Source organism: Pseudomonas piscis, assembly GCF_009380155.1.
GTDB classification, from domain to species: domain Bacteria; phylum Pseudomonadota; class Gammaproteobacteria; order Pseudomonadales; family Pseudomonadaceae; genus Aquipseudomonas; species Aquipseudomonas piscis.
In genome coordinates this window covers 376,367-400,494 of sequence record NZ_WHUV01000005.1, presented here as the reverse complement: position 1 = coordinate 400,494, position 24,128 = coordinate 376,367, and the positions used below count along the sequence as shown (strand labels likewise).

The window sequence follows — 24,128 nt, the reverse complement described above, 5'->3', positions numbered from 1 at the left end:
CGCTTGCCGGCCTCGGCCACTGGCGCTTGGCGCGCCGGTGGCCGGGGCAGGTCTTTCCTTCGTTCATTGCCTCCCGCGGCCTTGGCGCGTCATCACCTGTCCTGCTTATAAGCCAGGTAAAGAGCATGCTAATTATTACATTGACATTCGCTGCCTAGGCAGTAACATCTCGTCACACACTCCCTGCCTAGGCAGCTAATTGGTGAGCAGATGAAGCATTTCCAACCGGACGATTTTCACAATTGCCATCTTGGCCTGCTGCTGGGGCGCGCCGCCTTGCTCAAGGACCGGATCATCGACACCCACATGGAGCCCCACGGCATCACCGCCGCGCAGTTCAAGGTGCTGATCATCATGGCCCAGTTCGGTGTCGATACCCCGGCCGAACTGTGCCGCCACTTGTCCCTGGATAGCGGTTCCATGACCCGCATGCTCGATCGTCTGGAACAGAAGGATTTCCTGGTGCGCAGGCGTTCCGAAGGCGATCGCCGCCAGGTGCAGCTGGTGCTCACCGAGGAAGGCCGCAAGCTCACCGACCGCTTGCCCTTCATCGGTGCCGAGGCGATGAACGAATTGACCGGCGCCATCACTCCCGAGGAGTTGGCCACCCTGGAACAGATCCTCAAGAAAATGCTGCTGGCAGCCGGTGACCCGATCACCATCCAGCGAGTAGGTGCCAAATGAGCAGTAGAACCTTGCGTACCCGCGCCAGCCTGGTGCTGATGGCCATGAGCCTGGCCGGTTGCGCCAATTACAGTGGCCTGGACACCGAGGGCGTGAGCCTCTCGGCCCAGAGCCTGGCCACCGGCCAGGCGCTCAATGGCGTCAGCCTGTCGCCGGCAGCCTGGCCCCGTGCCGACTGGTGGAAGAGCCTGGGCGACAGCCAGCTCGACGGCCTGATCCAGGAGGCCCTGCGCGACAGCCCGGACATGCAGATCGCCAGCGCTCGCGCGCATCAGGCCAGTGCCGCGGCCTATGCCGCCGATGCCGAGCGGATGCCGACCTTGGACGCCAGCGCCGGTGTCAGCCGTTCGCGCCTGGCCCGCGACCAGGATCCCCGAGGGCAGGGCGGAGCCTATTCCACGGTGCGCAACCTGGGCGCCAGCTTCAACTACAACTTCGATCTCTGGGGCGGTCAGCGCGCAGCCTGGGAAGCGGCCCTGGGCCAGGCCCGGGCCGCCGAGGTCGATCGCCAGGCCGCCAGCTTGAGCCTGGCCGCCGACGTCGCCCGGGCCTATAGCGACCTGGGGCGTGCCTATATCGTCCATGACCTGGCCACCGAGGACCTCAAGCGGACCCGGCAGATGCTCGATCTGAGCCAGCGGCGCTTGAGCGCCGGGATCGACAGCCAGTACCAGTACCAGCAGACCGAGAGCCTGGAGGCCAGCTCCCAGGCCAGCCAGATCGATGCCGAGAAGCAATTGCAGAGCGCCAAGATCGCCCTTGCGGTGTTGCTGGGCAAGGGACCGGAGCGCTCCGACGAAATCCGTCGGCCCAAGGTCCTGCAGGCCAGTGCCGTGGCGCTGCCGTCGGTGTTGCCGGCGGAACTGCTGGGGCGTCGCCCTGATCTGGTGGCGGCCCGCTGGCGGGTGGAGGCGGCGAGCAAGAACATCGACGCCAGCAAGACCCGCTTCTATCCCAACCTCAACCTGAGCGCCAGCGCCGGTGCCGAGTCGGTGCTGGGGGACGCGATGTTCGGCTCCGCCAGCCGTTTCTTCAACATAGCCCCGACCGTCTCGCTGCCGATCTTCGATGGTGGGCGGCTGCGGGCTAGCCTCGACGCCCGGGACGCCGACTACGACCTGGCGGTGGCCCAGTACAACAAGACCCTGGTGACGGCCCTCGGCGACGTCAGTGACAGCGTCACCCAGTTGCGCGATATCGGCCGGCAGATCGCTGCCCAGCAACATGCCACCGACATCGCCCAGGAGTCCTATGACACGGTGGTCCAGCGCTACGGCTCGGGTATCGGCAACTACCTGGACGTGCTGAGCATCGAGCAGCAATTGCTGCAGACCCAGCGCCAACTGGCCACGCTCAACGCGCAACAGATCGACCTGTCGATCCAACTGATGCAGGCCCTGGGGGGCGGTTTCGACACCCAGAACCTGGCTTCGGCCAATCCCAGCCCCGCCCCGCAGACCAAATAATTCGAGGTATTTGTCATGGCTACCGCCGACACTCAAAACACTCCAAGCACTCCGGACAACGCCAACCCACGCAAGCGCAAGGTCATGCTGCTGGGGCTGGCGGCCATCGTCGTACTGGGCGGCCTGGGCGTCTACGCCTGGCATGAGCTCTATGGCCGCTGGAATGAAAATACCGACGACGCCTACGTCAACGGCAACGTGGTGGAGATCACCCCGCTGGTCACCGGCACGGTGGTCAGTATCGGCGCCGACGATGGCGACCTGGTGCATGAAGGCCAGGTGCTGATCAACTTCGACCCCAACGATGCCCAGGTCGGCCTGCAGAGCGCCGAGGCCAACCTGGCGCGGACCGTGCGCCAGGTGCGCGGCCTGTACAGCAATGTGGACGGCATGCGGGCCCAGGTGGCCGCGCAGAAGGCCGAGGTGCAGAAAGCCCAGGACAACTACAACCGCCGCAAGAACCTCGCGGCCAGCGGGGCGATTTCCCAGGAAGAGCTGTCCCACGCCCGGGATGACCTGACCAGCGCGCAGAATGCCCTGGCCAACGCCCAGCAGCAGCTCAACACCACCAACGCCCTGGTGGACGACACCGTGGTTTCCAACCATCCGGACGTGCAGTCGGCGGCCGCGCAACTGCGCCAGGCCTACCTGAACAACGCGCGCAGCACCTTGATCGCCCCGGTCACCGGCTATGTGGCCAAGCGCACCGTGCAACTGGGCCAGCGTGTGCAGCCGGGCACGGCGCTGATGGCGGTGATTCCCCTGGACCAGCTGTGGATCGATGCCAACTTCAAGGAAACCCAACTGCGCGACATGCGCATCGGCCAGCCGGTGGACATCGAGGCCGACATCTATGGCAGCGATGTGAAGTACAGCGGCACCGTGGACAGCCTCGGCGCCGGTACCGGCAGCGCCTTCGCCCTGCTGCCGGCGCAGAACGCCACCGGTAACTGGATCAAGATCGTCCAGAGGGTGCCGGTGCGGATCCACATCAATGCCGAGGAACTGGCCAAGCATCCGCTGCGGGTCGGCCTGTCGACGGTGGTCAACGTCAACCTGCGGGACCAGAGCGGCCCGGTGCTGGCCCAGCAGCCACCGCAAAAGGCCTCGTTCAGCACCGCTGTCTACGACCGCCAGTTGGTGGAAGCCGATGCCCTGATCACCCGGCTGATCCACGACAACAGCGCGGCCATCGGCAAGACGGCCAAGCGCTGATTCGCCAATCCGTCCGTCCCGGCTCCGCCTAGGAGCCGGGAGGCCTGTCCCGTTTCAAAGGATTCGCGATGAGCAATAACGCCTCTTTCACCCCGCCCAGCTTGCTGCTGAGCACCATCGGCCTGTCGCTGGCGACCTTCATGCAGGTGCTCGACACCACCATCGCCAACGTGGCGCTGCCGACCATCTCCGGCAACCTGGGGGTGAGTTCGGAGCAGGGCACCTGGGTCATCACCTCGTTTGCCGTGAGCAACGCCATCGCCTTGCCGCTGACCGGCTGGCTGAGCCGGCGCTTCGGCGAAGTGAAGCTGTTCATCTGGGCCACGCTGCTGTTCGTGCTGGCTTCGTTCCTGTGCGGCATTTCCACCTCGATGCCCGAGCTGGTGGGCTTCCGGGTGCTGCAAGGGGTGGTGGCCGGGCCGCTGTACCCGATGACCCAGACCCTGCTGATCGCCGTCTATCCGCCGGCGAAGCGAGGCATGGCCCTGGCATTGCTGGCGATGGTCACGGTGGTTGCGCCCATCGCCGGGCCGATCCTCGGCGGCTGGATCACCGACAGCTACAGTTGGCCCTGGATTTTCTTCATCAATATCCCCATCGGGCTGTTCGCCGCCTGGGTGGTGATGCAGCAGCTCAAGGCGCGGCCGGTGGTCACCAGTCGCCAACCGATGGACTACATCGGCCTGCTGGCGCTGATCATCGGTGTCGGCGCCTTGCAGATCGTCCTCGACAAGGGCAACGACCTGGACTGGTTCGAATCCAACTTCATCATCATCGGCAGCGTGATCTCGGTGATCGCCCTGACAGCGTTCGTGATCTGGGAAATGACCGACCGCCATCCGGTGGTCAACCTGCGGCTGTTCGCCCATCGCAACTTCCGCATCGGCACCATCGTGCTGGTGGCCGGTTACGCGGGGTTCTTCGGGATCAACCTGATCCTGCCGCAGTGGTTGCAGACGCAGATGGGCTACACCGCCACCTGGGCCGGCCTGGCCGTGGCGCCGATCGGCATCCTGCCGGTGCTGATGTCGCCCTTTGTCGGCAAGTATGCGCACAAGATCGACCTGCGCCTGCTGGCGGGCCTGGCGTTCCTGGCCATGGGCCTGAGCTGCTTCATGCGTGCCGGCTTCACCAACGAAGTGGACTTCCAGCATGTGGCCCTGGTGCAGTTGTTCATGGGCATCGGCGTGGCGCTGTTCTTCATGCCGACCCTGAGCATCCTGATGTCGGACCTGCCACCTCACGAGATCGCCGATGGCGCCGGCCTGGCGACCTTCCTGCGGACCCTGGGCGGCAGCTTCGCGGCTTCGCTGACCACCTGGATCTGGATTCGCCGGGCGGACCAGCACCACGCCTACATGAGCGAGCACATGAGTGTCTTCGACCCGGCCACCCGGGAAACCCTGAACAGCCTGGGCGGCGCGAGCACCAAGGCCTACGCGCAGATGGACCAGATCCTCACCAGCCAGGCGTACATGCTCTCCACCGTGGACTACTTCACCTTGCTGGGATGGAGCTTCATGGGCCTGATCCTGCTGGTCTGGATGGCCAAGCCGCCGTTCGCCGCCAAGGCCGGCCCGGCCTCGGGCGGACACTGACGGCATAGCAGCGATAAAGAACACCGGCGTGCCGGCGGAGCGCTCCTCGAACCTATGGCAAGTTCGAGAACCTCTTCGCCGGCACGCCGGTTTTCGTTTCAGGCAAGCGTTGCTTCAGGGAGAGTCCGGTAGCGCCAGTTGGGTGGGCACGAAGTCGAAGGCCGCCAGTTGCATGCCTTGTTCGTCCACCTGCAGCGCCCAGCCCTGGCGGTCCCAGTCGCCCAGCACGATGCGCCGGGCCGCCTGATCGCCGATCTGCAACTTGTGGATCGCCGGACGATGGGTGTGGCCATGCACCAAGGTGCGGACCCCCTGTTGCTGCATCACCAGCGGCACCTGCTCCGGGGTGACGTCGACGATGTCGTTGGCCTTCATGCGGGTCTGCGCCCGGCTTTCGCTGCGCAGCTTGCGTGCCAGCTTGTGGCGGGTACGCAATGGCAGGTGGCGCAGGATCCACAGGCTCATCGGGTTGCGCAGGTAACGGCGCATGCGCTGGTAGGCTTCGTCGCGGGTGCACAGGCTGTCGCCATGCATCAGCAGCACCGGCTCGCCGTAGAAGTCGACGACGCTGGGGTCCTTGAGCAGGGTGGCGCCGGCGGCCTTGCAGAAGGCCTGGCCGAGCAGGAAGTCGCGATTGCCGTGCATCAGGAATACCTGGGTACCGCTATCGCTCAGCTCCCGCAGGGCCTGGCAGATGGAAAGCTGGTAGGGGGTCATGGCATCGTCGCCGATCCATACCTCGAAGAAGTCGCCGAGGATGTACAGCGCCTCGGCGTCGCGGGCGCGGCCACCGAGTAAATCCAGAAACGCCCGGGTGATGTCCGGGCGTTGCTCTTCCAGATGCAGGTCTGAAATCAGCAGTATCACTCAATGATCTCGGCTTTCTCGATGATCACGTCTTCTGCCGGTACGTCCTGGTGGCCGGCCTTCATGGTGGTGGCCACGCCCTTGATCTTGTCGACCACTTCGCTACCGGCGATCACCTTGCCGAATACTGCGTAGCCCCAGCCCTGCACGGTCTTGCCGCTGTGGTTGAGGAAGCTGTTGTCGGTGACGTTGATGAAGAACTGCGCGGAGGCCGAGTGCGGCTCCATGGTACGGGCCATGGCGATGGTGTACTTGTCGTTGGAGAGGCCGTTGTCCGCTTCGTTCTGGATGCTTGGGCGCTTGTCTTTCTTCTCTTTCATGCCAGGTTCGAAGCCGCCGCCCTGGATCATGAAGTTACCGATGACGCGGTGGAAAATGGTGTTTTCGTAATGACCGGCTTTCACGTATTCGACGAAGTTGGCCACGGTCAACGGGGCTTTCTCGGCGTTCAGTTCCAGCACGATCTCGCCGTGGTTGGTGGTCAGTTTGACTTGGGTCATGGTCGGTACTCTTTATAAGGAAAGCGTTTTCAAGAAAATCTTCGCGGCCGGGACAGGCAAGCGGTCCGGACCGATCTGGCGCATCCTGCGGCCAAGGAGCGCAGTTTAGCCTGAGAGCCATGAATTTCGAGGTGGTTTTTTAACTTGCCTGCTATTAATAGCCGCAGTTTTAAAGCTGCGCTCTGTCAGGCACTTGACAGCATCGGCTATGATATCCGTTTTGATTTATCAGGCCGCATCCGGCCGCGCACTTGTACGTTCAAGGATCCTATGAGCAAGCCCACTGTCGACCCTACCTCCAATTCCAAGACTGGACCGGCCGTACCGGTCAACTTCCTGCGCCCGATCATCCAGGCGGACCTGGACTCGGGTAAACACACGCAGATCGTGACCCGCTTCCCGCCGGAGCCCAACGGCTACCTGCACATCGGTCACGCCAAGTCGATCTGCGTGAACTTCGGCCTGGCCCAGGAATTCGGTGGCGTCACCCACCTGCGTTTCGACGACACCAACCCGGCCAAGGAAGACCAGGAGTACATCGACGCCATCGAGCGCGACGTCAAGTGGCTGGGCTTCGAATGGGCCGGTGAAGTGCGCTATGCCTCGCAATATTTCGACCAGTTGCACGATTGGGCAGTGGAGCTGATCAAGGCAGGCAAGGCCTATGTCGACGACCTGACTCCCGAGCAGGCCAAGGAATACCGTGGCACCCTCACCGAGCCGGGCAAGAACAGCCCGTTCCGCGAGCGCTCGGTGGAAGAGAACCTGGACTGGTTCGCCCGCATGAAGGCCGGCGAGTTCAAGGACGGCGAGCGCGTACTGCGGGCCAAGATCGATATGGCTTCGCCGAACATGAACCTGCGTGACCCGATCCTCTACCGCATCCGCCATGCCCATCACCACCAGACCGGCGACAAGTGGTGCATCTACCCGATCTACGACTTCACCCACGGCCAGTCGGACGCCATCGAAGGCATCACCCATTCGATCTGCACCCTGGAGTTCGAGAGCCATCGTCCGCTGTACGAGTGGTTCCTGGACAACCTGTCGGTGCCGTGCAAGCCACGCCAGTACGAGTTCAGCCGCCTGAACCTGAACTACACCATCACCAGCAAGCGCAAGCTCAAGCAACTGGTGGACGAGCAGCACGTCAATGGCTGGGACGACCCGCGCATGTCGACCCTGTCGGGCTTCCGCCGTCGCGGCTACACCCCCAAGTCGATCCGCAACTTCTGCGAGATGATCGGCACCAACCGTTCCGACGGCGTGGTGGATTTCGGCATGCTCGAATTCAGCATCCGTGACGACCTCGACCAGAGCGCTCCGCGTGCCATGTGCGTGCTGCGCCCATTGAAGGTGGTGATCACCAACTACCCGGAAGACCAGGTCGAGAACCTCGAGCTGCCGCGTCATCCGAAAGAAGACATGGGCGTGCGCGTGCTGCCATTCGCCCGTGAAATCTACATCGATCGTGACGACTTCATGGAAGAGCCACCAAAAGGCTACAAGCGCCTGGAGCCGGCCGGTGAAGTGCGCCTGCGCGGCAGCTACGTGATCCGCGCCGACGAGGCGATCAAGGATGCCGATGGCAACATCGTCGAACTGCGCTGCTCCTACGATCCGGACACCCTGGGCAAGAACCCGGAGGGCCGCAAGGTCAAGGGCGTGATCCACTGGGTGCCGGCGGCCGCCAGCGTCGAGTGCGAAGTGCGCCTGTACGATCGCCTGTTCCGTTCGTCGAACCCGGAGAAGGCCGAGGACGGCGCGAGTTTCCTGGACAACATCAACCCTGACTCCCTGCAAGTGCTCACTGGTTGTCGTGCCGAACCCTCGTTGGGCAACGCACAGCCGGAGGACCGTTTCCAGTTCGAGCGCGAAGGCTACTTCTGCGCGGATATCAAGGACTCGAAACCAGGTGCCCCGGTATTCAACCGTACCGTGACCCTGCGCGACTCCTGGGGTCAGTGATTCAGTCAAGGAACTAACGTGCTAACGATCTACAACACGCTCACCAAGAGCAAAGAAGTCTTCAAGCCCCTGGATGGCAACAATGTGCGCATGTACGTGTGCGGCATGACCGTATACGACTACTGCCACATCGGCCATGGCCGCAGCATGGTCGCCTTCGACCTGGTGACCCGCTGGTTGCGTTTCAGCGGCTACAACCTGACCTACGTGCGCAACATCACCGATATCGAAGACAAGATCATCAATCGGGCGCGGGAGAACGGCGAGCCGTACAACGCCTTGACCGAGCGCATGATCACGGCCATGCACGAGGACGAGGCCCGGCTGAACATCAAGAAGCCGGACCTGGAACCACGGGCCACGGATCATATCCCGGGCATGCTGAGCATGATCCAGACCCTGATCGACAAGGGTTATGCCTACGCACCTGGCAATGGCGACGTGTACTACCGCGTCGCCAAGTTCATGGGCTACGGCAAGCTGTCGCGCAAGAAGATCGAGGACCTGCGCATCGGTGCGCGGATCGAGGTCGACGAAGCCAAGCAGGACCCGCTGGACTTCGTCCTGTGGAAGGCCACCAAGCCGGGCGAGCCGAGCTGGGAGTCGCCGTGGGGCGCCGGGCGTCCGGGCTGGCATATCGAGTGCTCGGTGATGTCCACCTGCTGCCTGGGCGAGACCTTCGACATCCATGGTGGCGGCAGCGACCTGGAGTTCCCGCACCATGAGAACGAGATCGCCCAGAGCGAGGCGGCCACCGGCAAGACCTACGCCAATGCCTGGATGCACTGCGGCATGATCCGCATCAATGGCGAGAAGATGTCCAAGTCCTTGAACAACTTCTTCACCATCCGCGACGTGCTCGACAAGTACCATCCGGAGGTGGTGCGCTACCTGTTGGTGTCCAGCCACTACCGCAGCGCGATCAACTACTCGGAAGACAACCTCAAGGACGCCAAGGGCGCCCTGGAGCGGTTCTACCACGCGCTCAAGGGCTTGCCTAAAGTGACCCCTGCCGGCGGCGAGGCCTTCGTCGAGCGTTTCACCCAGGTGATGAACGACGACTTCGGTACCCCGGAAGCCTGTGCCGTGCTGTTCGAGATGGTGCGCGAGATCAACCGCCTGCGTGAGAGCGATCTCGACGCGGCGGCAGGCCTGGCGGCCCGCTTGCGGCAACTGGCAGACGTACTGGGCGTACTGCAACTGGAGGCCGAGGACTTCCTGCAGGCCGATGCCGGTGGTCGAGTCGACGCGGCGCAGGTCGAAGCGCTGATCCAGGCCCGCCTGGCGGCCCGGGCCAACAAGGACTGGGCCGAGTCCGACCGGATCCGTGACCAGATCACCGCCATGGGCGTGATCCTGGAAGACGGCAAGGGCGGCACCACCTGGCGCCTGGCTGACTGAGCCCTGGTTCGCAAGCAATAAAAAACCCGCCTCGTGCGGGTTTTTTATTGGCTGCGGGAAAAAGCCCCCTCAGGTCAGCGCTGCCAGGCGCTGCATGGTATCCGGGAAGCGTTCGACCAGGCGGATCAAGGTGGTGGCCTGGGCACTGGGAGTGGCGCGGCCTTGTTCCCAATTCTCCAGGGTACGGGTGTTGGTGCGCAGGTACATGGCGAATACCGAGCGCGACAGGTTCAGTCGCTGGCGGACCTTCAGGACCTCGGCAGCGCTGATGGGCGGCAGCTTGGCGAGCTTCACCTGCTGGCTGCGCAGGGTGATCTTGCCCTGGCGCTCCAGGGTGAGGGCCTGGACGCCCTCCAGTGGCTCGGGAAAGATCTCGTGTCTGCTCATTGCTTCTGTCCTCGACCTCATTTTCCAGAGATGCTCCGGCTCGTTGCCAGACCGAGGGGATAGCCTAGGACGGGGATCCGCAAGCGGCTTTCGGAATCAATCGCCGGAGCGCCAGGGAGGATTCCGAGTATTGATGGGAAGAGGGGAGGGCAGGGCGCCTGAAATGCAAAACGGCACCCGAAGGTGCCGTTTTGTGTGGAGCGTCGTTGCTTGGGCGATCAGCCCGCCAGGCCGGAATGCTGGACCAGGGTCAGCAGTGGCTGCGGGTACACGCCGAGGAAGAACGCCAGCAGCGCGATGGCCAGCAGCATGACGCCACCGGCTTTCTGTTCCCAGTGCAGCTGGGCATCGACGCGACGCAGGTTCGGCTCGATCAGGTACAGGGTGACCATCACGCGCAGGTAGTAGAACACGCCGATGGCGCTACCCAGGATCAGCGAGCCTACCAGCCACCATTGATGCGCTTCGACACCGGTGGCGATGATGTAGAACTTGCCGATGAAGCCCGCGGTCAGCGGGATACCGGCCAGGGACAGCATCATCACGGTCAGCACGGCGGTCAGGTACGGACGGCGCCAGAACAGGCCGCGGTACTCGTACAGGGCGTCGGCGTCGCGACCTTTGTAAGGCGAGGACATCAGGGTGATCACGCCGAAGGCGCCGAGGCTGGTGATCACGTAGGTGACCAGGTACACGCCGATGGCTTCCATCGCCAGGCCCTTGCTCGCCACCAGGGCGATCAGCAGGTAGCCGAAGTGGGCGATGGACGAGTAACCCAGCAGGCGCTTGAGGTTGCTCTGGGTCAGCGCCAGCAGGTTACCCACCAGGATGGAGGCAATGGCGATCACGGTCAGGACGTTGCTCAGGACGCCACTGCTGGCCACTGGCGACAGCTGGAACAGGCGCACCAGCACCGCGAACACCGCGACCTTGCTGGCGGTGGCCAGGAAGGCGGCTACCGGGGCAGGAGCCCCTTCGTAGACGTCCGGGGTCCACAGGTGGAAAGGCACCAGCGACAGCTTGAACGCCAGGCCGACCAGCATCATGCCCAGGCCCAGCTGTGCCAGCGGGCTTGGCAGGCCGGTGGCCGCCAGGGCCTGGCCGATGCCGCTGAAGCTCAGGCTGCCGGCTTCGGCGTAGAGCAGGGCCATGCCGAACAACAGGAAGCCCGAGCCGGCGGCCGACAGCACCATGTACTTGATGCCGGCTTCCAGGGAGCGCTTGTTGAAGAAGGCATAGGCCACCAGGCCGTAGACCGGTACCGACAGCAGTTCCAGGCCGATGAACAGGCCAGCCAGGTTCTGCGCGCTGACCAGCACCAGGCCACCTGCGGCGGCCAGGAGGATCAGCAGGTACAGTTCTTCACGGTTGCCCGGGTAACCGCTGCTGCCGTCGCCCAGGTAGGCGTGGGCCAAGGTCACGCAGGCCAGGGTGGCCACCAGGATCAGGGCCATGTAGAGGCATGCGAACTGGTCTATCTGCAACAGCGGCGTGACCGCGATGGGTGCCACTTTCAGCACCGGGAAGATCGACAGCAATGCCAGGTTCAGGCCCGCCACCGAGAGGAGGAAGGTCTGGGCGTGATTGCGACGCCAGGCGATCGCCAACATCACCACCACAAGGGTGGCGCTGGTGATCAACAGCGGCGCCAGGGCGATAAAGTGTTGAATCGTAAAGTCCATAGCGCTCTTACCGGGCCGAAGCGAGTTGAGTGAAGGCGGTGCTGAGCCATTGCTGCACGCCATGCATGGTGGCGGCAGAGGTATCGAGGAACGGTTGCGGGTACACGCCGATGTAGATCAGCAGTACCGCCAGTCCCAGCACCATGATCAGTTCGCGAGCATCCATGCCGTGCAGCACCGCATCCGACTTGGAGGGGCCGAAGTAGGCACGGTGGATCATGATCAGCGAGTAGACCGAGCCGAACACCAGGCCGGAAGTGGCGATCGCGGTGATCCATGGCGCGCTGACGAAGGTACCGATCAGGATCAGGAACTCGCCGACGAAGTTGCCGGTGCCCGGCAGCCCCAGGGAGGCGGCTGCGAAGAACAGGCTGATGGCCGGCAGGTAGGCGATACGCGACCACAGGCCGCCCATTTCCCGCATGTCGCGAGTATGGGTGCGCTCGTACAGCTGGCCGCTGAGGATAAACAGCGCGGCTGCCGAAACACCGTGGGCCAGCATCTGGATCACCGCGCCCTGCAGGGCTTGCTGGCTGCCGGAGTAGATGCCGATCAGCACGAAGCCCATGTGGGACACGCTGGAGAAGGCGATCAGGCGCTTGATGTCGGTCTGGGCGAAGGCCAGGAAGGCACCGTAGAAGATGCCGATCAGGCCCAGGGTCATGGCGATCGGTGCGAACTCCGCCGAAGCGTTGGGGAACAACGGCAGGGCGAAGCGCAGCAGGCCATAGGCCGCGGTCTTGAGCAGGATACCGGCCAGGTCCACGGAACCGGCGGTCGGTGCCTGGGCGTGAGCGTCAGGCAGCCAGGAGTGGAACGGCACCACCGGCAGCTTCACCGCGAAGGCGATGAAGAAGCCGAGCATCAGGATGTACTCGGTGGCGGTGGACATCTTGGTCTTCAGCAACTGGGCGTAATCGAAGGTGATCACCCCGGTGTTGTTGAAGTTGACCAGCACCAGACCCAGGATCGCCACCAACATGATCAGGCCGGAAGCCTGGGTGAAGATGAAGAACTTGGTCGCCGCGTAGATCCGGGTCTTCTTGCCATCGGCCGAGCTATGACCCCAGAGCGCGATGAGGAAGTACATCGGCACCAGCATCATTTCCCAGAAGAAGAAGAACATGAACAGGTCCAGCGCCAGGAACACGCCGACAACGCCGCCCAGGATCCACATCAGGTTCAGGTGGAAGAAGCCCACGTGGCGCTCGATCTCTTTCCAGGAGCAGAGTACCGAGAGGATACCCAGCAGGCCGGTCAGCAGGATCATCAACAGCGACAGGCCGTCCAGGGCCAGGTGCACGTTGATGCCGAAGCGCTGGATCCACTGGTGCTTGAACTCGATGGCCCAAGTCGGATCGACGCCAGGCGCCGGAGCAAATGAATAGTTACCGTGGGCCCACAGCCAGAGGCCGAGGGCGAGTTCCAGGGTCATGGTCAACAGCGCAATCCAGCGGGGGAGGGTGGCGCCGAAGCGCTCACCCAGCCAGCACAGCAGGCCGCCGATGAAGGGGATCAGGATTAGCCAAGGCAGAATCATGACGGGCTCAATTCCTTTCGCAAGTTCGCAAGGTTCATATCAGACCGCTACCAGCACGACGGCGCCGATGACCAGCACGGCACCGGCAGCCATCGAGGCGGCGTACCAACGCAGTTGACCGGTTTCGGTACGGCTCAGGGAGTTGTGGCCCCCCTTGGCCATACGCGGGATCAAACCGATGGTCTGATCGAGCGGGTCCTTGCGCAGTACATGGCTGATCGCCAGGTATGGCTTGACGAACAGTTTGTCGTAGATCCAGTCGAAGCCCCAGGCGGCGAACCACCAGGCCGAGAGCAGACGCCCGATGCCGCTGTTGGCGATGGCAGTTACCACGCGACGCTTGCCAAGGAACAACAGGGCGGCCAGCAGGATACCGGCCAGGGCGATGGCGCCCGAGGCGATTTCCAGGCTGTGCTTGGCTTCGCCGCCAGCATGGCCGGCGCTCAGGGGCAGCACGCCGTGCAGGGGCGGAGTGATCATCGCGCCGATACCGGTGGACAGCACGATCAGCACCACCAGCGGCAGCCAGTGGGAAATACCGTGACCGGCGTGAGCTTCGGTCTTGGCTTCACCGTGGAAGGCGATGAAGATCAGGCGGAAGGTGTACAGCGAGGTCATGAACGCACCCACCAGGCCGGCATACAGCAGGCCCTGGTTGCCGCTGGCGAAGGCTTCCCAGAGGATCTCGTCCTTGGAGTAGAAACCGGCGGTAACCAGGGGCAGGGCCGCCAGGGCCGCGCCACCGACGATGAAGCTGGCGTAGGCCAGGGGCAGTTTCTTCCACAGGCCGCCCATCTTGAAGATGTTCTGCTCGTGGTGGCAGGCCACGATCACCGCACCGGAGGCCAGGAACAGCAGGGCCTTGAAGAAGGCGTGGGTCATCAGGTGGAAGATCGCGCCATCCCAGGCACCCACGCCCAGGGCCAGGAACATGTAGCCGATCTGGCTCATGGTCGAGTAGGCGAGGATGCGCTTGATGTCGGTCTGCACCAGCGCGGCGAAGCCGGCCAGTACCAGGGTCACGCCGCCGACCAGGCCCACCAGGTGCAGGATTTCCGGCGCCAGGGTGAACAGGCCGTGGGTACGGGCGATCAGGTAGACACCCGCGGTCACCATGGTCGCGGCGTGGATCAGTGCCGAAACCGGGGTCGGGCCCGCCATCGCGTCCGCCAACCAGGTCTGCAGCGGCAGCTGGGCCGATTTACCGACGGCGCCGCCGAGCAGCATCAGGGTGGCCAGGGTGATCCAGAAGTCACCGGCCTGGAACTTCTGCGGCGCGGCTACCAGCAGCTCCTGGACGTTCAGGGTGCCCAGTTGCTGGAACAGGATGAACAGGCCGATGGCCATGAACACGTCGCCGATACGGGTGACGATGAAGGCCTTGAGTGCGGCGTTACCGTTGTTGCGGTTGCTGTAGTAGAAACCGATCAACAGGTACGAGCACAGGCCCACGCCTTCCCAACCGAAGTAGATGAACAGCAGGTTATCGCCGAGGATCAGGAACAGCATGCTGGCGATGAACAGGTTGGTGTAGGAGAAGAACCGCGAGTAGCCGGCTTCGCCACGCATGTACCAGGAGGCGAACAGGTGGATCAGGAAGCCGACGCCGGTCACCACGCCGAGCATGGTCACCGACAGGCCGTCCAGGTACAGGGTGAAGTTCGGCGCGAAGCCGTCCACCGACATCCACTGCCACAGCAGCTGGCTGTACGCGCCGCCTGCGGGCGGCGCGACATTGAACTGCCAGATCACGTAGGCGGCGGTGGCGGCAGAGAGGCCTACCGAGCCGACGCCGATCAGCGCGGACAGGTTCTCCGAGAACCGCCCGCGGGAGAACGACAGCAGCAGGAAGCCGATCAGGGGGAAGACGAAAGTCAGGAAGAGAAGGTTCATCCGCGCATCTCACTGGCAGCATCGATGTCGAGAGTGTGGAAGCGGCGATACAACTGCAGCAGGATCGCCAGGCCAATACTGGCCTCGGCGGCTGCCAGGCTGATCACCAGGATGAACATCACTTGTCCATCCGGCTGCGCCCAGCGGGCGCCAGCGACGATGAAGGCCAGTGCCGAGGCGTTCATCATCACTTCCAGGCTCATCAACACGAAGAGGATGTTACGGCGGACCATCAGGCCGACCAGACCGAGGCAGAACAGGATGCCGGCAACCGCCAGCCCATGCTCGAGAGGGATAGTAGGCATCGTATTACTCCTTCGCCTCGTTGCGGCCCAAGTGGAACGCCGTGACGGCTGCGGCGAGCAGCAGCATCGAGGCGAGTTCGACCACCAGCAGGTAAGGACCGAACAGGCTGATGCCCACGGCCTTGGCGTCTACGGTGGTTTGACCGATGCCGGCACCGCTCTGGTGGCTGAACAGTACGTACAGCAGTTCGACCAGCAGCAGGGCAGCGAGGATCACCGGCCCGATCCAGATGCCCGGCTTGAGCCAGATACGCTCTTGCTGGACGGCAGCCGGACCGAGGTTGAGCATCATCACCACGAATACGAACAGCACCATGATGGCGCCGGCGTAGGCGATCACTTCCAGGGCTCCGGCGAACGGCGCGCCGAGGCTGAAGAAGGTCATCGCCACGGCGATCAGCGAAATGATCAGGTAGAGCAGGGCGTGCACAGGGTTGGTATTGGTCACCACACGAAGCGTGGAGACCACCGCAACACCTGACGCGAAATAGAAAGCGAATTCCATCGTTCTTCCTTAAGGCAGCAAGCTCTTCACGTTGATCGGCTCGGCTTCGTTCTGCGCGGTGCCTTTGGGCTTACCGGCAATGGCCATACCTGCAACACGATAGAAGTTGTAATCAGGGTTCTTTCCGGGACCGGAGATCAGCAGATCTTCCTTCTCGTAAACCAGGTCCTGACGTTTGAACTCGGCCATCTCGAAATCCGGTGTCAGCTGGATCGCGGTGGTCGGACAGGCTTCCTCGCAGAGACCACAGAAAATGCAGCGCGAGAAGTTGATGCGGAAGAAGTCCGGGTACCAGCGACCGTCTTCGGTTTCAGCTTTTTGCAGCGAGATGCAGCCCACCGGGCAGGCCACCGCGCACAGGTTGCAGGCTACGCAGCGCTCTTCGCCGTCGGGATCGCGGGTCAGTACGATGCGACCACGATAGCGGGGTGGCAGGTACACCGGCTCTTCCGGGTATTGCAGGGTGTCGCGCTTGCGAAAGCCATGGCCGAAGACCATGACCAGGCTGCGCAACTGGGTACCAGTACCCTTCACGATGTCGCCAATATATTTGAACATGGGTCAAATCCTCACTGGGCCGCAACGGCTGGCGCGTTGTAGAGCACGAGCGCAGCGGTCACCAGCAAATTGATCAGGGTCAGCGGCAGGCAGAACTTCCAGCTGAAGTCCATCACCTGGTCATAGCGTGGGCGCGGGATCGAGGCGCGCAGCAGGATGAACAGCATGATGAAGAACGCGGTTTTCAAAGCGAACCAGACGAAGGACAGTTGCGGCAGGATGCCGAACGGACCGTGCCAGCCACCGAAGAACAGGGTGACCAGCAGTGCCGAGATCAAGATGATGCCGATGTATTCGCCAACGAAGAACATGCCCCACTTCATGCCGGCATATTCAATGTGGTAACCGTCGGCCAGTTCCTGTTCCGCTTCGGGCTGGTCGAAGGGGTGACGGTGAGTCACGGCCACGCCTGCGATGAAGAAGGTACAGAAGCCGAAGAACTGCGGAATGATGAACCACAGGTTCTGCGCCTGGTACTCGACGATGTCGCGCATGTTGAACGAACCGACCTGGGCCACGATGCCCATCAGCGCCAGGCCCATGAACACTTCGTAGGACACGGTCTGGGCCGAGGCACGCAAGCTGCCCAGCAGGGCGAACTTGTTGTTGCTCGACCAGCCGGCGAACAGCACCGCGTAGACCGACAGGCCAGCCATGGCGAAGAAGAACAGCAGGCCGATGTTCAGGTCCGCGACACCCCAGGTCGGGGTGATCGGGATGATCGCGAAGGCGATCAACAGGGCGCTCATGGCCACCACCGGTGCCAGGGTGAAGATCACCTTGTCGGCGAACGGCGGGGTCCAGTCTTCCTTGAAGAACATCTTCAGCATGTCGGCGGCGATCTGGAACATGCCGAACGGGCCAACGCGGTTCGGACCGTAGCGGTCCTGCCACCAGCCCAGCAGGCGACGTTCGACGAAGCTCAGCAACGCACCGGCGATCACCACCGCCAGCAGGATGACGATCGCCTTGACGACCGTGAGGATCACGTCGATCACTTCAGGGGTAAACCAACTCATTGCGCCGCCTCCTGCAGACCGTCAACGGAAAAGCCAGCGAACGCCGGAGGAATTCCGGCCAGGCCGACTGGCAGGGCTACCAGGCCGGCACCCAGCTCTTCGTTGATCCGCAGCGGCAGGCGCAGGGTCTGGCCAGCCAGGCTCACCGCGAGCATGGCGCCATCGTTGACGCCCAGGCGGTCGGCCTCGGACTTGGCCAGGGCCACGTAGGCAGCTGGAATGCGTTCCTGTACCGGAGCGGCCTTCGAGGAGTTCTCCTCGCTGCCGAACAGGTGGTAGAACGGCACGGCCTGCCAGGTGCCCTGGGCCGGGGAGAAGGCCTTCGGTGCGCTGGCGAACCAGCTCAGGCGATCGCCCTGGCTTTCGATCAGGCGGGTACCCGGGTCACCGGCGCGCAGGTGGCCGCCGACTTCGTCCTGGAACTTGTTCCAGGCTTGCGGCGAGTTCCAGCCCGGCGACCAGGCGAATGGCACTTGCGAGCGAGGCTCGGCGGAGCCCGAGTAACCTTCCATGGAGTAGGCGAAGGCGGTATCCGGGTCTTGCGGAGTGCGCGGTTCGTGCACGCTCTGGTTGGCGCGCATGGCGGTCCGGCCGCTGTAGCGCAGGGGTTCGCGCGCCAGCTTCATGCCCTTGATGCGGAACGCAGCGGACGGCGCGGCATCGACGATGCTGGCCAGTTGCGTGTTGCTCGCGGCGCAGGCAGCGGTCACCTGGTCCAGCTGGGTCCAGTCCACCGGCTTGTTCAGCAGGGTGCTGCGCAGGGCGTGCAGCCAGCGCCAGCCTTCGTGGACCATGATGCTGGCGTCCAGGTAGGTCGGGTCGAAGACCTGGAAGAAGCGCTGGGCGCGACCTTCCTGGCTGACCAGGGTGCCATCGCCTTCGGCGAAGCTCGCCGCGGACAGCACCAGGTGCGCGCGTTCCACGGTAGCAGTCTGCTGGTGGTCGGCCACGATCACCACCTTGGCGGCGCTCAGTGCGGCATCCACCTTGGCCGCGTCGGTGCGGGTGTACAGGTCGTTTTCCAGGACCACGATGGCGTCGGCACGGCCGTCGATCACCGCTTGCAGGGCCGCGTCCACCGATTCGCCACCGAGCATGGCCAGGCCGAGGCTGTTGGCCTCTGGCACCACCAGGCTGATGGAGCCGGCCTTGTCACGCAGCTTCAGGGCCTTGGCGATGTTGGCCGCGGCCTCGATCAGTGCCTTGGAGCCCAGGGAGGTACCGGACACGATCAGCGGGCGCTTGGCTGCCAACAGGGCATCGGCGATGCGCTGGGCCAGTTCCTGGGCTTCGCGGTCCAGGCCTTCCACCGCCGGCGCGCTGGCGTCGATGGCGTGGGCCACGGCGAAACCGATGCGGGCCAGGTCGTCGGGAGCGGCGTGTACACACTCTTCGGCGACGTCATCGAGGCGGGTTGCAGCCAGGCTGGCGATGAACAGCGGGTTCAGCGCGTGCTGGCCGATGTTCTTCACCGCAGCGTCGAGCCATGGCTGGACGCGCATGGCGTCGGCCATTTCCTCGGCCTTGCCCTTGACCGACTGGCGCAGGGCCAGGGCCATGCGGGCGGCGGTCTGGGTCAGGTCCTCGCCGAGGACGAACACCGCGTCGTGGTCTTCCACTTCACGCAGGTTGGGAATTGGCAGCGGGCTGTCCTTGAGCACTTGCATCGCCAGGCGGATACGCTCCAGCTCGCTGGCTTCGATACCGGAATAGAAGTGCTCGGCGCCGACCAGTTCCAGCAACGCATAGTTGCTTTCCAGGCTGGCGCGTGGCGAGCCGATGCCAACGATGTTGCGTCCGCGCAGCAGGTCGGCAGCCTGGTCCAGGGCCTGGTCCAGGTTCAGCTTGGTGCCGTCGGCCAGGCGTGGCTGGCGAGGACGATCCTTGCGATTGACGTAGCCATAACCGAAGCGGCCACGGTCGCAGAGGAAGTACTGGTTGACCGAACCGTTGAAGCGGTTCTCGATGCGTCGCAGTTCACCGTAGCGCTCGCCGGGGCTGATGTTGCAGCCGCTGGAGCAGCCATGGCAGATGCTCGGCGAGAACTGCATGTCCCACTTGCGGTTGTAGCGCTCGGAGTGGGTCTTGTCGGTGAACACACCGGTCGGGCAGACCTCGGTGAGGTTGCCGGAGAATTCGCTTTCCAGCACGCCATCTTCGACGCGACCGAAGTACACGTTGTCGTGGGCGCCGTAGACACCCAGGTCGGTGCCGCCAGCGTAGTCCTTGTAGTAGCGCACGCAGCGATAGCAGGCGATGCAGCGGTTCATCTCGTGGGCGATGAACGGGCCGAGCTCCTGGTTCTGGTGGGTACGCTTGGTGAAACGGTAGCGGCGCTCGTTGTGGCCGGTCATTACCGTCATGTCCTGCAGGTGGCAGTGACCGCCTTCCTCGCACACCGGGCAGTCGTGCGGGTGGTTGGTCATCAGCCATTCGACGACGCTGGCGCGAAACGCCTTGGATTCCTCGTCTTCGATGGAGATCCAAGTGCCGTCGGAGGCAGGTGTCATGCAGGACATGACGATACGACCGCGGGTGTCGTTCTCGTCGGTGTACTGCTTGACCGCACACTGCCGGCAGGCGCCGACGCTACCGAGCGCCGGGTGCCAGCAGAAATAGGGGATGTCGAGGCCGAGTGACAGACAAGCCTGTAGCAGGTTGTCCGCACCGTTGACTTCGAGCGCTTTGCCGTCTACGTGGATAGTGGCCATGGTTCAAAGTTCTTCGTTGGCCCGCGTGAGCGGGCGTGGCTAATGGAAATCGGTGGGCCTGCGGCCCGCACCGAACGAGTCGGGCGGGCCACGAGGCCGGCGGATGGCACGGACCATCCGCAATTCATCTTGTTATGCGCCGACCACGATCGGCCCGGCCTGGATTGGCTTGGCCAGGTTCGGGCGCAGGGCGTCGCCAGCACTTGCTGGAGCGACACCGGCCTCGAACTCGGACCGGAAATACTTGATGGCACTGCCCAATGGCTCGACGGCACCCGGTGCGTGAGCACAGAAGGTACGGCCTGGGCCGAGGAAGTTGACCAGACCCAGCAGGGTCTCGATGTCTTCGGCGCGGCCCTGGCCTTTTTCCAGGGCGCGCAGCATCTTCACGCTCCATGGCAGACCGTCGCGGCATGGGGTGCACCAGCCGCACGACTCACGGGCGAAGAACTCTTCCATGTTGCGCAGCAGGGACACCATGTTGACGCTGTCGTCCACCGCCATGGCCAGGCCGGTACCCATACGGGTGCCGACCTTGGCAATGCCGCCGGCGTACATCTGCGCATCCAGGTGCTCGGGCAGCAGGAAGCCGGTACCGGCGCCGCCTGGCTGCCAGCACTTGAGCTTGAAGCCATCGCGCATGCCGCCGGCGTAGTCTTCGAACAGCTCGCGGGCGGTGACGCCGAATGGCAGTTCCCACAGGCCCGGGTTCTTCACCTTGCCGGAGAAGCCCATCAGCTTGGTGCCGTGGTCTTCGCTGCCTTCACGGGCCAGCGACTTGTACCAGTCGTTGCCGTTGGCGACGATGGCCGGCACGTTGCACAGGGTCTCGACGTTGTTCACGCACGTCGGCTTGCCCCACACGCCGACGGCGGCAGGGAAGGGCGGCTTGGAGCGCGGGTTGGCGCGACGGCCTTCCAGGGAGTTGATCAGCGCGGTTTCTTCACCGCAGATGTAGCGACCGGCACCGGTGTGCACGAACAGCTCGAAGTCGAAGCCGCTGCCGAGGATGTTCTTGCCCAGAAGGCCTGCGGCCTTGGCTTCCTCGATGGCACGGTTCAGGTGCTTGGCCGCGGTGGTGTACTCGCCACGCAGGAAGATGTAGCCGCGGTAGGCCTTCAGCGCACGGGCGCTGATCAGCATGCCTTCGACCAGCAGATGGGGCTGTTGCTCCATCAGCATGCGGTCCTTCCAGGTGTTGGGTTCCATTTCGTCCGCGTTGCACAGCAGGTAGCGGATGTTCATGGATTCGTCTTTGGGCATCAGGCCCCACTTCACGCCGGTGGGGAAGCCTGCGCCACCACGGCCCTTGAGGCCGGAGTCCTTGACGGCCTGGACGATATCGTCCTGGGACATCTGCGCCAGCGCCTTGCGGGCTGCGGCATAGCCGTTCTTGGATTCGTACTCGGCCAGCCAGACCGGCTCGCCGTCGTCACGCAGGCGCCAGGTCAGCGGGTGGGTTTCGGCCGTGCGCGCGATGCGGTTGGCCGGGCCGAAGGAAGTAATGGTCATACGTAACCCTCCAGCAGCTTGGAGACGCCGGCAGGTTGCACGTCGCCAAAGGTATCGTCGTCGATCATCAGTGCCGGGGCCTTGTCGCAGTTGCCCAGGCAGCACACTGGCAGCAGGGTGAAGCGACCGTCGGCGGTGGTCTGGCCGAGGCCGATGCCCAGTTCGCTCTGGATCTGGCTGACCACCGACTCATGGCCGCCGATGTAGCAGACCATGCTGTCGCATACGCGAATGATGTGGCGGCCCACTGGCTGGCGGAAGATCTGGCTGTAGAAGGTAGCCACACCCTCGACGTCGCTGGCGGGGATGCCCAGCACTTCGCCGATGGCATAGATGGCGCCGTCCGGCACCCAGCCACGTTCCTTCTGGACGATCTTCAAGGCTTCGATGGACGCCGCGCGCGGGTCCTCGTAGTGATGCATCTCGTGCTCGATGGCCGAGCGCTCGGTTTCGCTCAGGGCGAAACGGTCTGTCTGGATAAGCGTGCTGTTCATGCTTAGCGGTCCACGTCGGCCATAACGAAGTCGATACTACCCAGGTACGCGATCAAGTCCGCGACCATGCTGCCGCGGATCACCGAAGGGATCTGCTGCAGGTGCGCGTAGCTCGGAGTACGGATCCGGGTGCGGTAGCTCATGGTGCCGCCATCGCTCGTCAGGTAATAACTGTTGATGCCCTTGGTCGCTTCGATCATCTGGAAGGATTCGTTGGCCGGCATCACCGGGCCCCACGAAACTTGCAGGAAGTGCGTGATCAAGGTCTCGATGTGCTGCAGGGTGCGCTCTTTAGGTGGCGGCGTGGTCAGCGGGTGGTCCGCCTTGTACGGGCCTTCCGGCATGTTGCGCATGCACTGGTCGATGATGCGGATACTCTGGCGCATCTCTTCGACACGGACCATGCAGCGATCGTAGGCATCGCCGTTGTGGGCCAGCGGGACTTCGAACTCGAAGTTCTCGTAACCCGAGTACGGACGGGCCTTGCGCAGGTCGAAGTCGCAACCGGTGGAACGCAGGCCGGCACCGGTGGTGCCCCACTCCAGGGCTTCCTTGGTGTTGTAGGCGGCGACACCGATGGTCCGACCCTTGAGGATGCTGTTCTGCAGGGCGGCCTTGGTGTATTCGTCGAGGCGCTTGGGCAACCAGTCGACGAATTCCTTGACCAGCTTGTCCCAGCCGCGCGGCAGGTCGTGGGCCACGCCGCCGATGCGATACCAGGCCGGATGCAGGCGGAAGCCGGTGATGGCCTCGATGACCTTGTAGGCGCGCTGGCGGTCGGTGAAGGTGAAGAACACCGGGGTCATGGCGCCCACGTCCTGGATGTAGGTACCCAGGAACAGCAGGTGGCTGGTGATCCGGAAGAACTCGGCCAGCATGATGCGGATGGTGTCGACCTTCTCCGGCACCTTGATGCCAGCCAGCTTCTCGACCGAGAGCACGTACGGCAGGTTGTTCATCACCCCGCCGAGGTAGTCGATGCGGTCGGTGTAGGGGATGAAGCTGTGCCAGGACTGGCGCTCGGCCATTTTCTCGGCGCCACGGTGGTGGTAGCCGATGTCCGGTACGCAGTCGACGATCTCTTCGCCGTCCAGCTGCAGGATGATGCGGAAGGCACCGTGGGCCGAAGGGTGGTTCGGGCCCAGGTTGAGGAACATGTAGTCCTCGTTCGCCCCGGAGCGCTTCATGCCCCAGTCTTCAGGGCGGAAGCGGGCTGCTTCTTCTTCCAGCTGCTGTTTGGCCAGGTTCAGGCTGAACGGGTCGAATTCGGTGGCACGGGCCGGGAAGTCCTTGCGCAGCGGGTGACCTTCCCAGGTCGGCGGCATCATGATCCGAGAGAGGTGAGGGTGGCCGGCGAAATCGATGCCGAACATGTCCCAGACTTCGCGCTCGTACCAGTTGGCGTTGGGCCAGATACTGGTCACGGATGGCAGGTTCAGGTCGCCCTCGGACAGGGCTACCTTGATCATCACGTCGCTGTTTCGCTCGATCGACAGCAGGTGGTAGAACACGCTGAAGTCGGCACTTGGCAGGCCCTGGCGCTTGGTGCGCAGGCGCTCGTCCACACCGTGCAGGTCATAGAGCATGACGTACGGCTTGGGCAGGTTGCGCAGGAAGGTCAGGACTTCGACGAGCTTGGAGCGCTCGACCCACAGCACCGGCATGCCGGTGCGGGTGGCCTGGGCGGTGAACGCCTCGGGGCCAAAACGGTTATTGAGTTCGACGACCACATCCTGGTCGTCAGCCTTATAAGGCGGGATGTACAGAGCACTGCCTGTAGTCATGGTTTTTTATCGCTTTCGGTCAACGTAAAGAGTGAAGCC

The 24,128-nt window shown here is 63.6% G+C and carries 20 protein-coding genes; 6 read left to right on the top strand and 14 right to left on the bottom strand.

What is annotated here, in order from left to right; translation table 11 throughout:
* Positions 1 to 210 precede the first annotated feature (210 nt).
* From GDH07_RS26605 to GDH07_RS26590, 4 genes are all read left to right on the top strand, one after another.
* Positions 211 to 684 (top strand): MarR family winged helix-turn-helix transcriptional regulator, encoded by a 474-nt coding sequence (locus GDH07_RS26605; protein WP_022639666.1) that lies wholly within the window; start codon positions 211 to 213, stop codon positions 682 to 684.
* Entirely contained in the window at positions 681 to 2,150 is a 1,470-nt protein-coding gene (locus GDH07_RS26600) for an efflux transporter outer membrane subunit (RefSeq protein WP_053136651.1), read from the top strand. The genes GDH07_RS26605 and GDH07_RS26600 overlap by 4 nt, the downstream gene beginning before the upstream one ends.
* Positions 2,151 to 2,165: 15 nt before the next feature.
* Positions 2,166 to 3,365 (top strand): HlyD/EmrA/EmrK family protein, encoded by a 1,200-nt coding sequence (locus tag GDH07_RS26595; RefSeq protein WP_053136648.1) that lies wholly within the window; start codon positions 2,166 to 2,168, stop codon positions 3,363 to 3,365.
* A 68-nt stretch (positions 3,366 to 3,433) separates the two neighbouring features.
* Complete coding sequence (locus GDH07_RS26590) at positions 3,434 to 4,963, top strand: DHA2 family efflux MFS transporter permease subunit (protein WP_053136644.1); 1,530 nt, start codon at positions 3,434 to 3,436, stop codon at positions 4,961 to 4,963.
* A 114-nt stretch (positions 4,964 to 5,077) separates the two neighbouring features.
* Here the strand turns inward: GDH07_RS26590 and lpxH are convergent, their stop codons facing one another.
* Positions 5,078 to 5,830, bottom strand: a complete 753-nt coding sequence (gene lpxH, locus GDH07_RS26585; RefSeq protein ID WP_343038343.1) for a UDP-2,3-diacylglucosamine diphosphatase — start codon at positions 5,828 to 5,830, stop codon at positions 5,078 to 5,080.
* Positions 5,827 to 6,330 carry a peptidylprolyl isomerase gene (locus GDH07_RS26580; protein WP_022639660.1) on the bottom strand — a complete coding sequence of 168 codons (504 nt, stop codon included), beginning with the start codon at positions 6,328 to 6,330 and terminating at the stop codon, positions 5,827 to 5,829. The genes lpxH and GDH07_RS26580 overlap by 4 nt, the downstream gene beginning before the upstream one ends.
* Positions 6,331 to 6,600: 270 nt before the next feature.
* Between GDH07_RS26580 and GDH07_RS26575 the strand changes: the two genes are divergently transcribed.
* Together GDH07_RS26575 and cysS are read left to right on the top strand one after the other, a co-directional pair.
* Positions 6,601 to 8,298 carry a glutamine--tRNA ligase/YqeY domain fusion protein gene (locus GDH07_RS26575; protein WP_152899395.1) on the top strand — a complete coding sequence of 566 codons (1,698 nt, stop codon included), beginning with the start codon at positions 6,601 to 6,603 and terminating at the stop codon, positions 8,296 to 8,298.
* A gap of 18 nt (positions 8,299 to 8,316) precedes the next feature.
* Entirely contained in the window at positions 8,317 to 9,699 is a 1,383-nt protein-coding gene (gene cysS / locus GDH07_RS26570) for a cysteine--tRNA ligase (protein ID WP_022639658.1), read from the top strand.
* A 69-nt stretch (positions 9,700 to 9,768) separates the two neighbouring features.
* On the opposite strand, the gene GDH07_RS26565 is transcribed toward cysS, so the two are convergent.
* The 12 genes from GDH07_RS26565 to nuoC form a co-directional block, all read right to left on the bottom strand.
* On the bottom strand, positions 9,769 to 10,086 hold the full coding sequence (locus GDH07_RS26565) for a helix-turn-helix domain-containing protein (protein ID WP_085598525.1): 318 nt from the start codon (positions 10,084 to 10,086) through the stop codon (positions 9,769 to 9,771).
* 218 nt (positions 10,087 to 10,304) lie between these two features.
* A complete protein-coding gene (gene nuoN / locus GDH07_RS26560) occupies positions 10,305 to 11,768 on the bottom strand; it encodes an NADH-quinone oxidoreductase subunit NuoN (protein WP_022639656.1) in 1,464 nt (487 codons plus the stop codon).
* Between the two features lie 7 nt (positions 11,769 to 11,775).
* Entirely contained in the window at positions 11,776 to 13,308 is a 1,533-nt protein-coding gene (gene nuoM, locus GDH07_RS26555) for an NADH-quinone oxidoreductase subunit M (RefSeq protein WP_022639655.1), read from the bottom strand.
* 39 nt (positions 13,309 to 13,347) lie between these two features.
* Complete coding sequence (gene nuoL / locus GDH07_RS26550) at positions 13,348 to 15,201, bottom strand: NADH-quinone oxidoreductase subunit L (RefSeq protein ID WP_022639654.1); 1,854 nt, start codon at positions 15,199 to 15,201, stop codon at positions 13,348 to 13,350.
* Positions 15,198 to 15,506, bottom strand: a complete 309-nt coding sequence (gene nuoK / locus GDH07_RS26545) for an NADH-quinone oxidoreductase subunit NuoK (RefSeq protein WP_022639653.1) — start codon at positions 15,504 to 15,506, stop codon at positions 15,198 to 15,200. Before nuoK ends, nuoL begins: the two co-directional genes overlap by 4 nt.
* Before the next feature lie 4 nt (positions 15,507 to 15,510).
* Positions 15,511 to 16,011, bottom strand: a complete 501-nt coding sequence (gene nuoJ, locus GDH07_RS26540; RefSeq protein ID WP_022639652.1) for an NADH-quinone oxidoreductase subunit J — start codon at positions 16,009 to 16,011, stop codon at positions 15,511 to 15,513.
* Positions 16,012 to 16,020: 9 nt separating this feature from the next.
* The gene (gene nuoI / locus GDH07_RS26535) at positions 16,021 to 16,569 is read right to left on the bottom strand and encodes an NADH-quinone oxidoreductase subunit NuoI (protein ID WP_022639651.1); all 549 of its coding nucleotides are present in this window, start codon (positions 16,567 to 16,569) and stop codon (positions 16,021 to 16,023) included.
* Between the two features lie 11 nt (positions 16,570 to 16,580).
* Complete coding sequence (nuoH, locus tag GDH07_RS26530; protein ID WP_022639650.1) at positions 16,581 to 17,588, bottom strand: NADH-quinone oxidoreductase subunit NuoH; 1,008 nt, start codon at positions 17,586 to 17,588, stop codon at positions 16,581 to 16,583.
* Positions 17,585 to 20,299, bottom strand: a complete 2,715-nt coding sequence (gene nuoG / locus GDH07_RS26525) for an NADH-quinone oxidoreductase subunit NuoG (protein WP_053136634.1) — start codon at positions 20,297 to 20,299, stop codon at positions 17,585 to 17,587. The genes nuoH and nuoG overlap by 4 nt, the downstream gene beginning before the upstream one ends.
* A 132-nt stretch (positions 20,300 to 20,431) precedes the next feature.
* The gene (nuoF, locus tag GDH07_RS26520) at positions 20,432 to 21,811 is read right to left on the bottom strand and encodes an NADH-quinone oxidoreductase subunit NuoF (protein WP_022639648.1); all 1,380 of its coding nucleotides are present in this window, start codon (positions 21,809 to 21,811) and stop codon (positions 20,432 to 20,434) included.
* Positions 21,808 to 22,305 (bottom strand): NADH-quinone oxidoreductase subunit NuoE, encoded by a 498-nt coding sequence (nuoE, locus tag GDH07_RS26515; protein ID WP_012313767.1) that lies wholly within the window; start codon positions 22,303 to 22,305, stop codon positions 21,808 to 21,810. The genes nuoF and nuoE overlap by 4 nt, the downstream gene beginning before the upstream one ends.
* Before the next feature lie 2 nt (positions 22,306 to 22,307).
* Positions 22,308 to 24,089 carry an NADH-quinone oxidoreductase subunit C/D gene (gene nuoC / locus GDH07_RS26510; protein ID WP_031320145.1) on the bottom strand — a complete coding sequence of 594 codons (1,782 nt, stop codon included), beginning with the start codon at positions 24,087 to 24,089 and terminating at the stop codon, positions 22,308 to 22,310.
* Positions 24,090 to 24,128 lie beyond the last annotated feature (39 nt).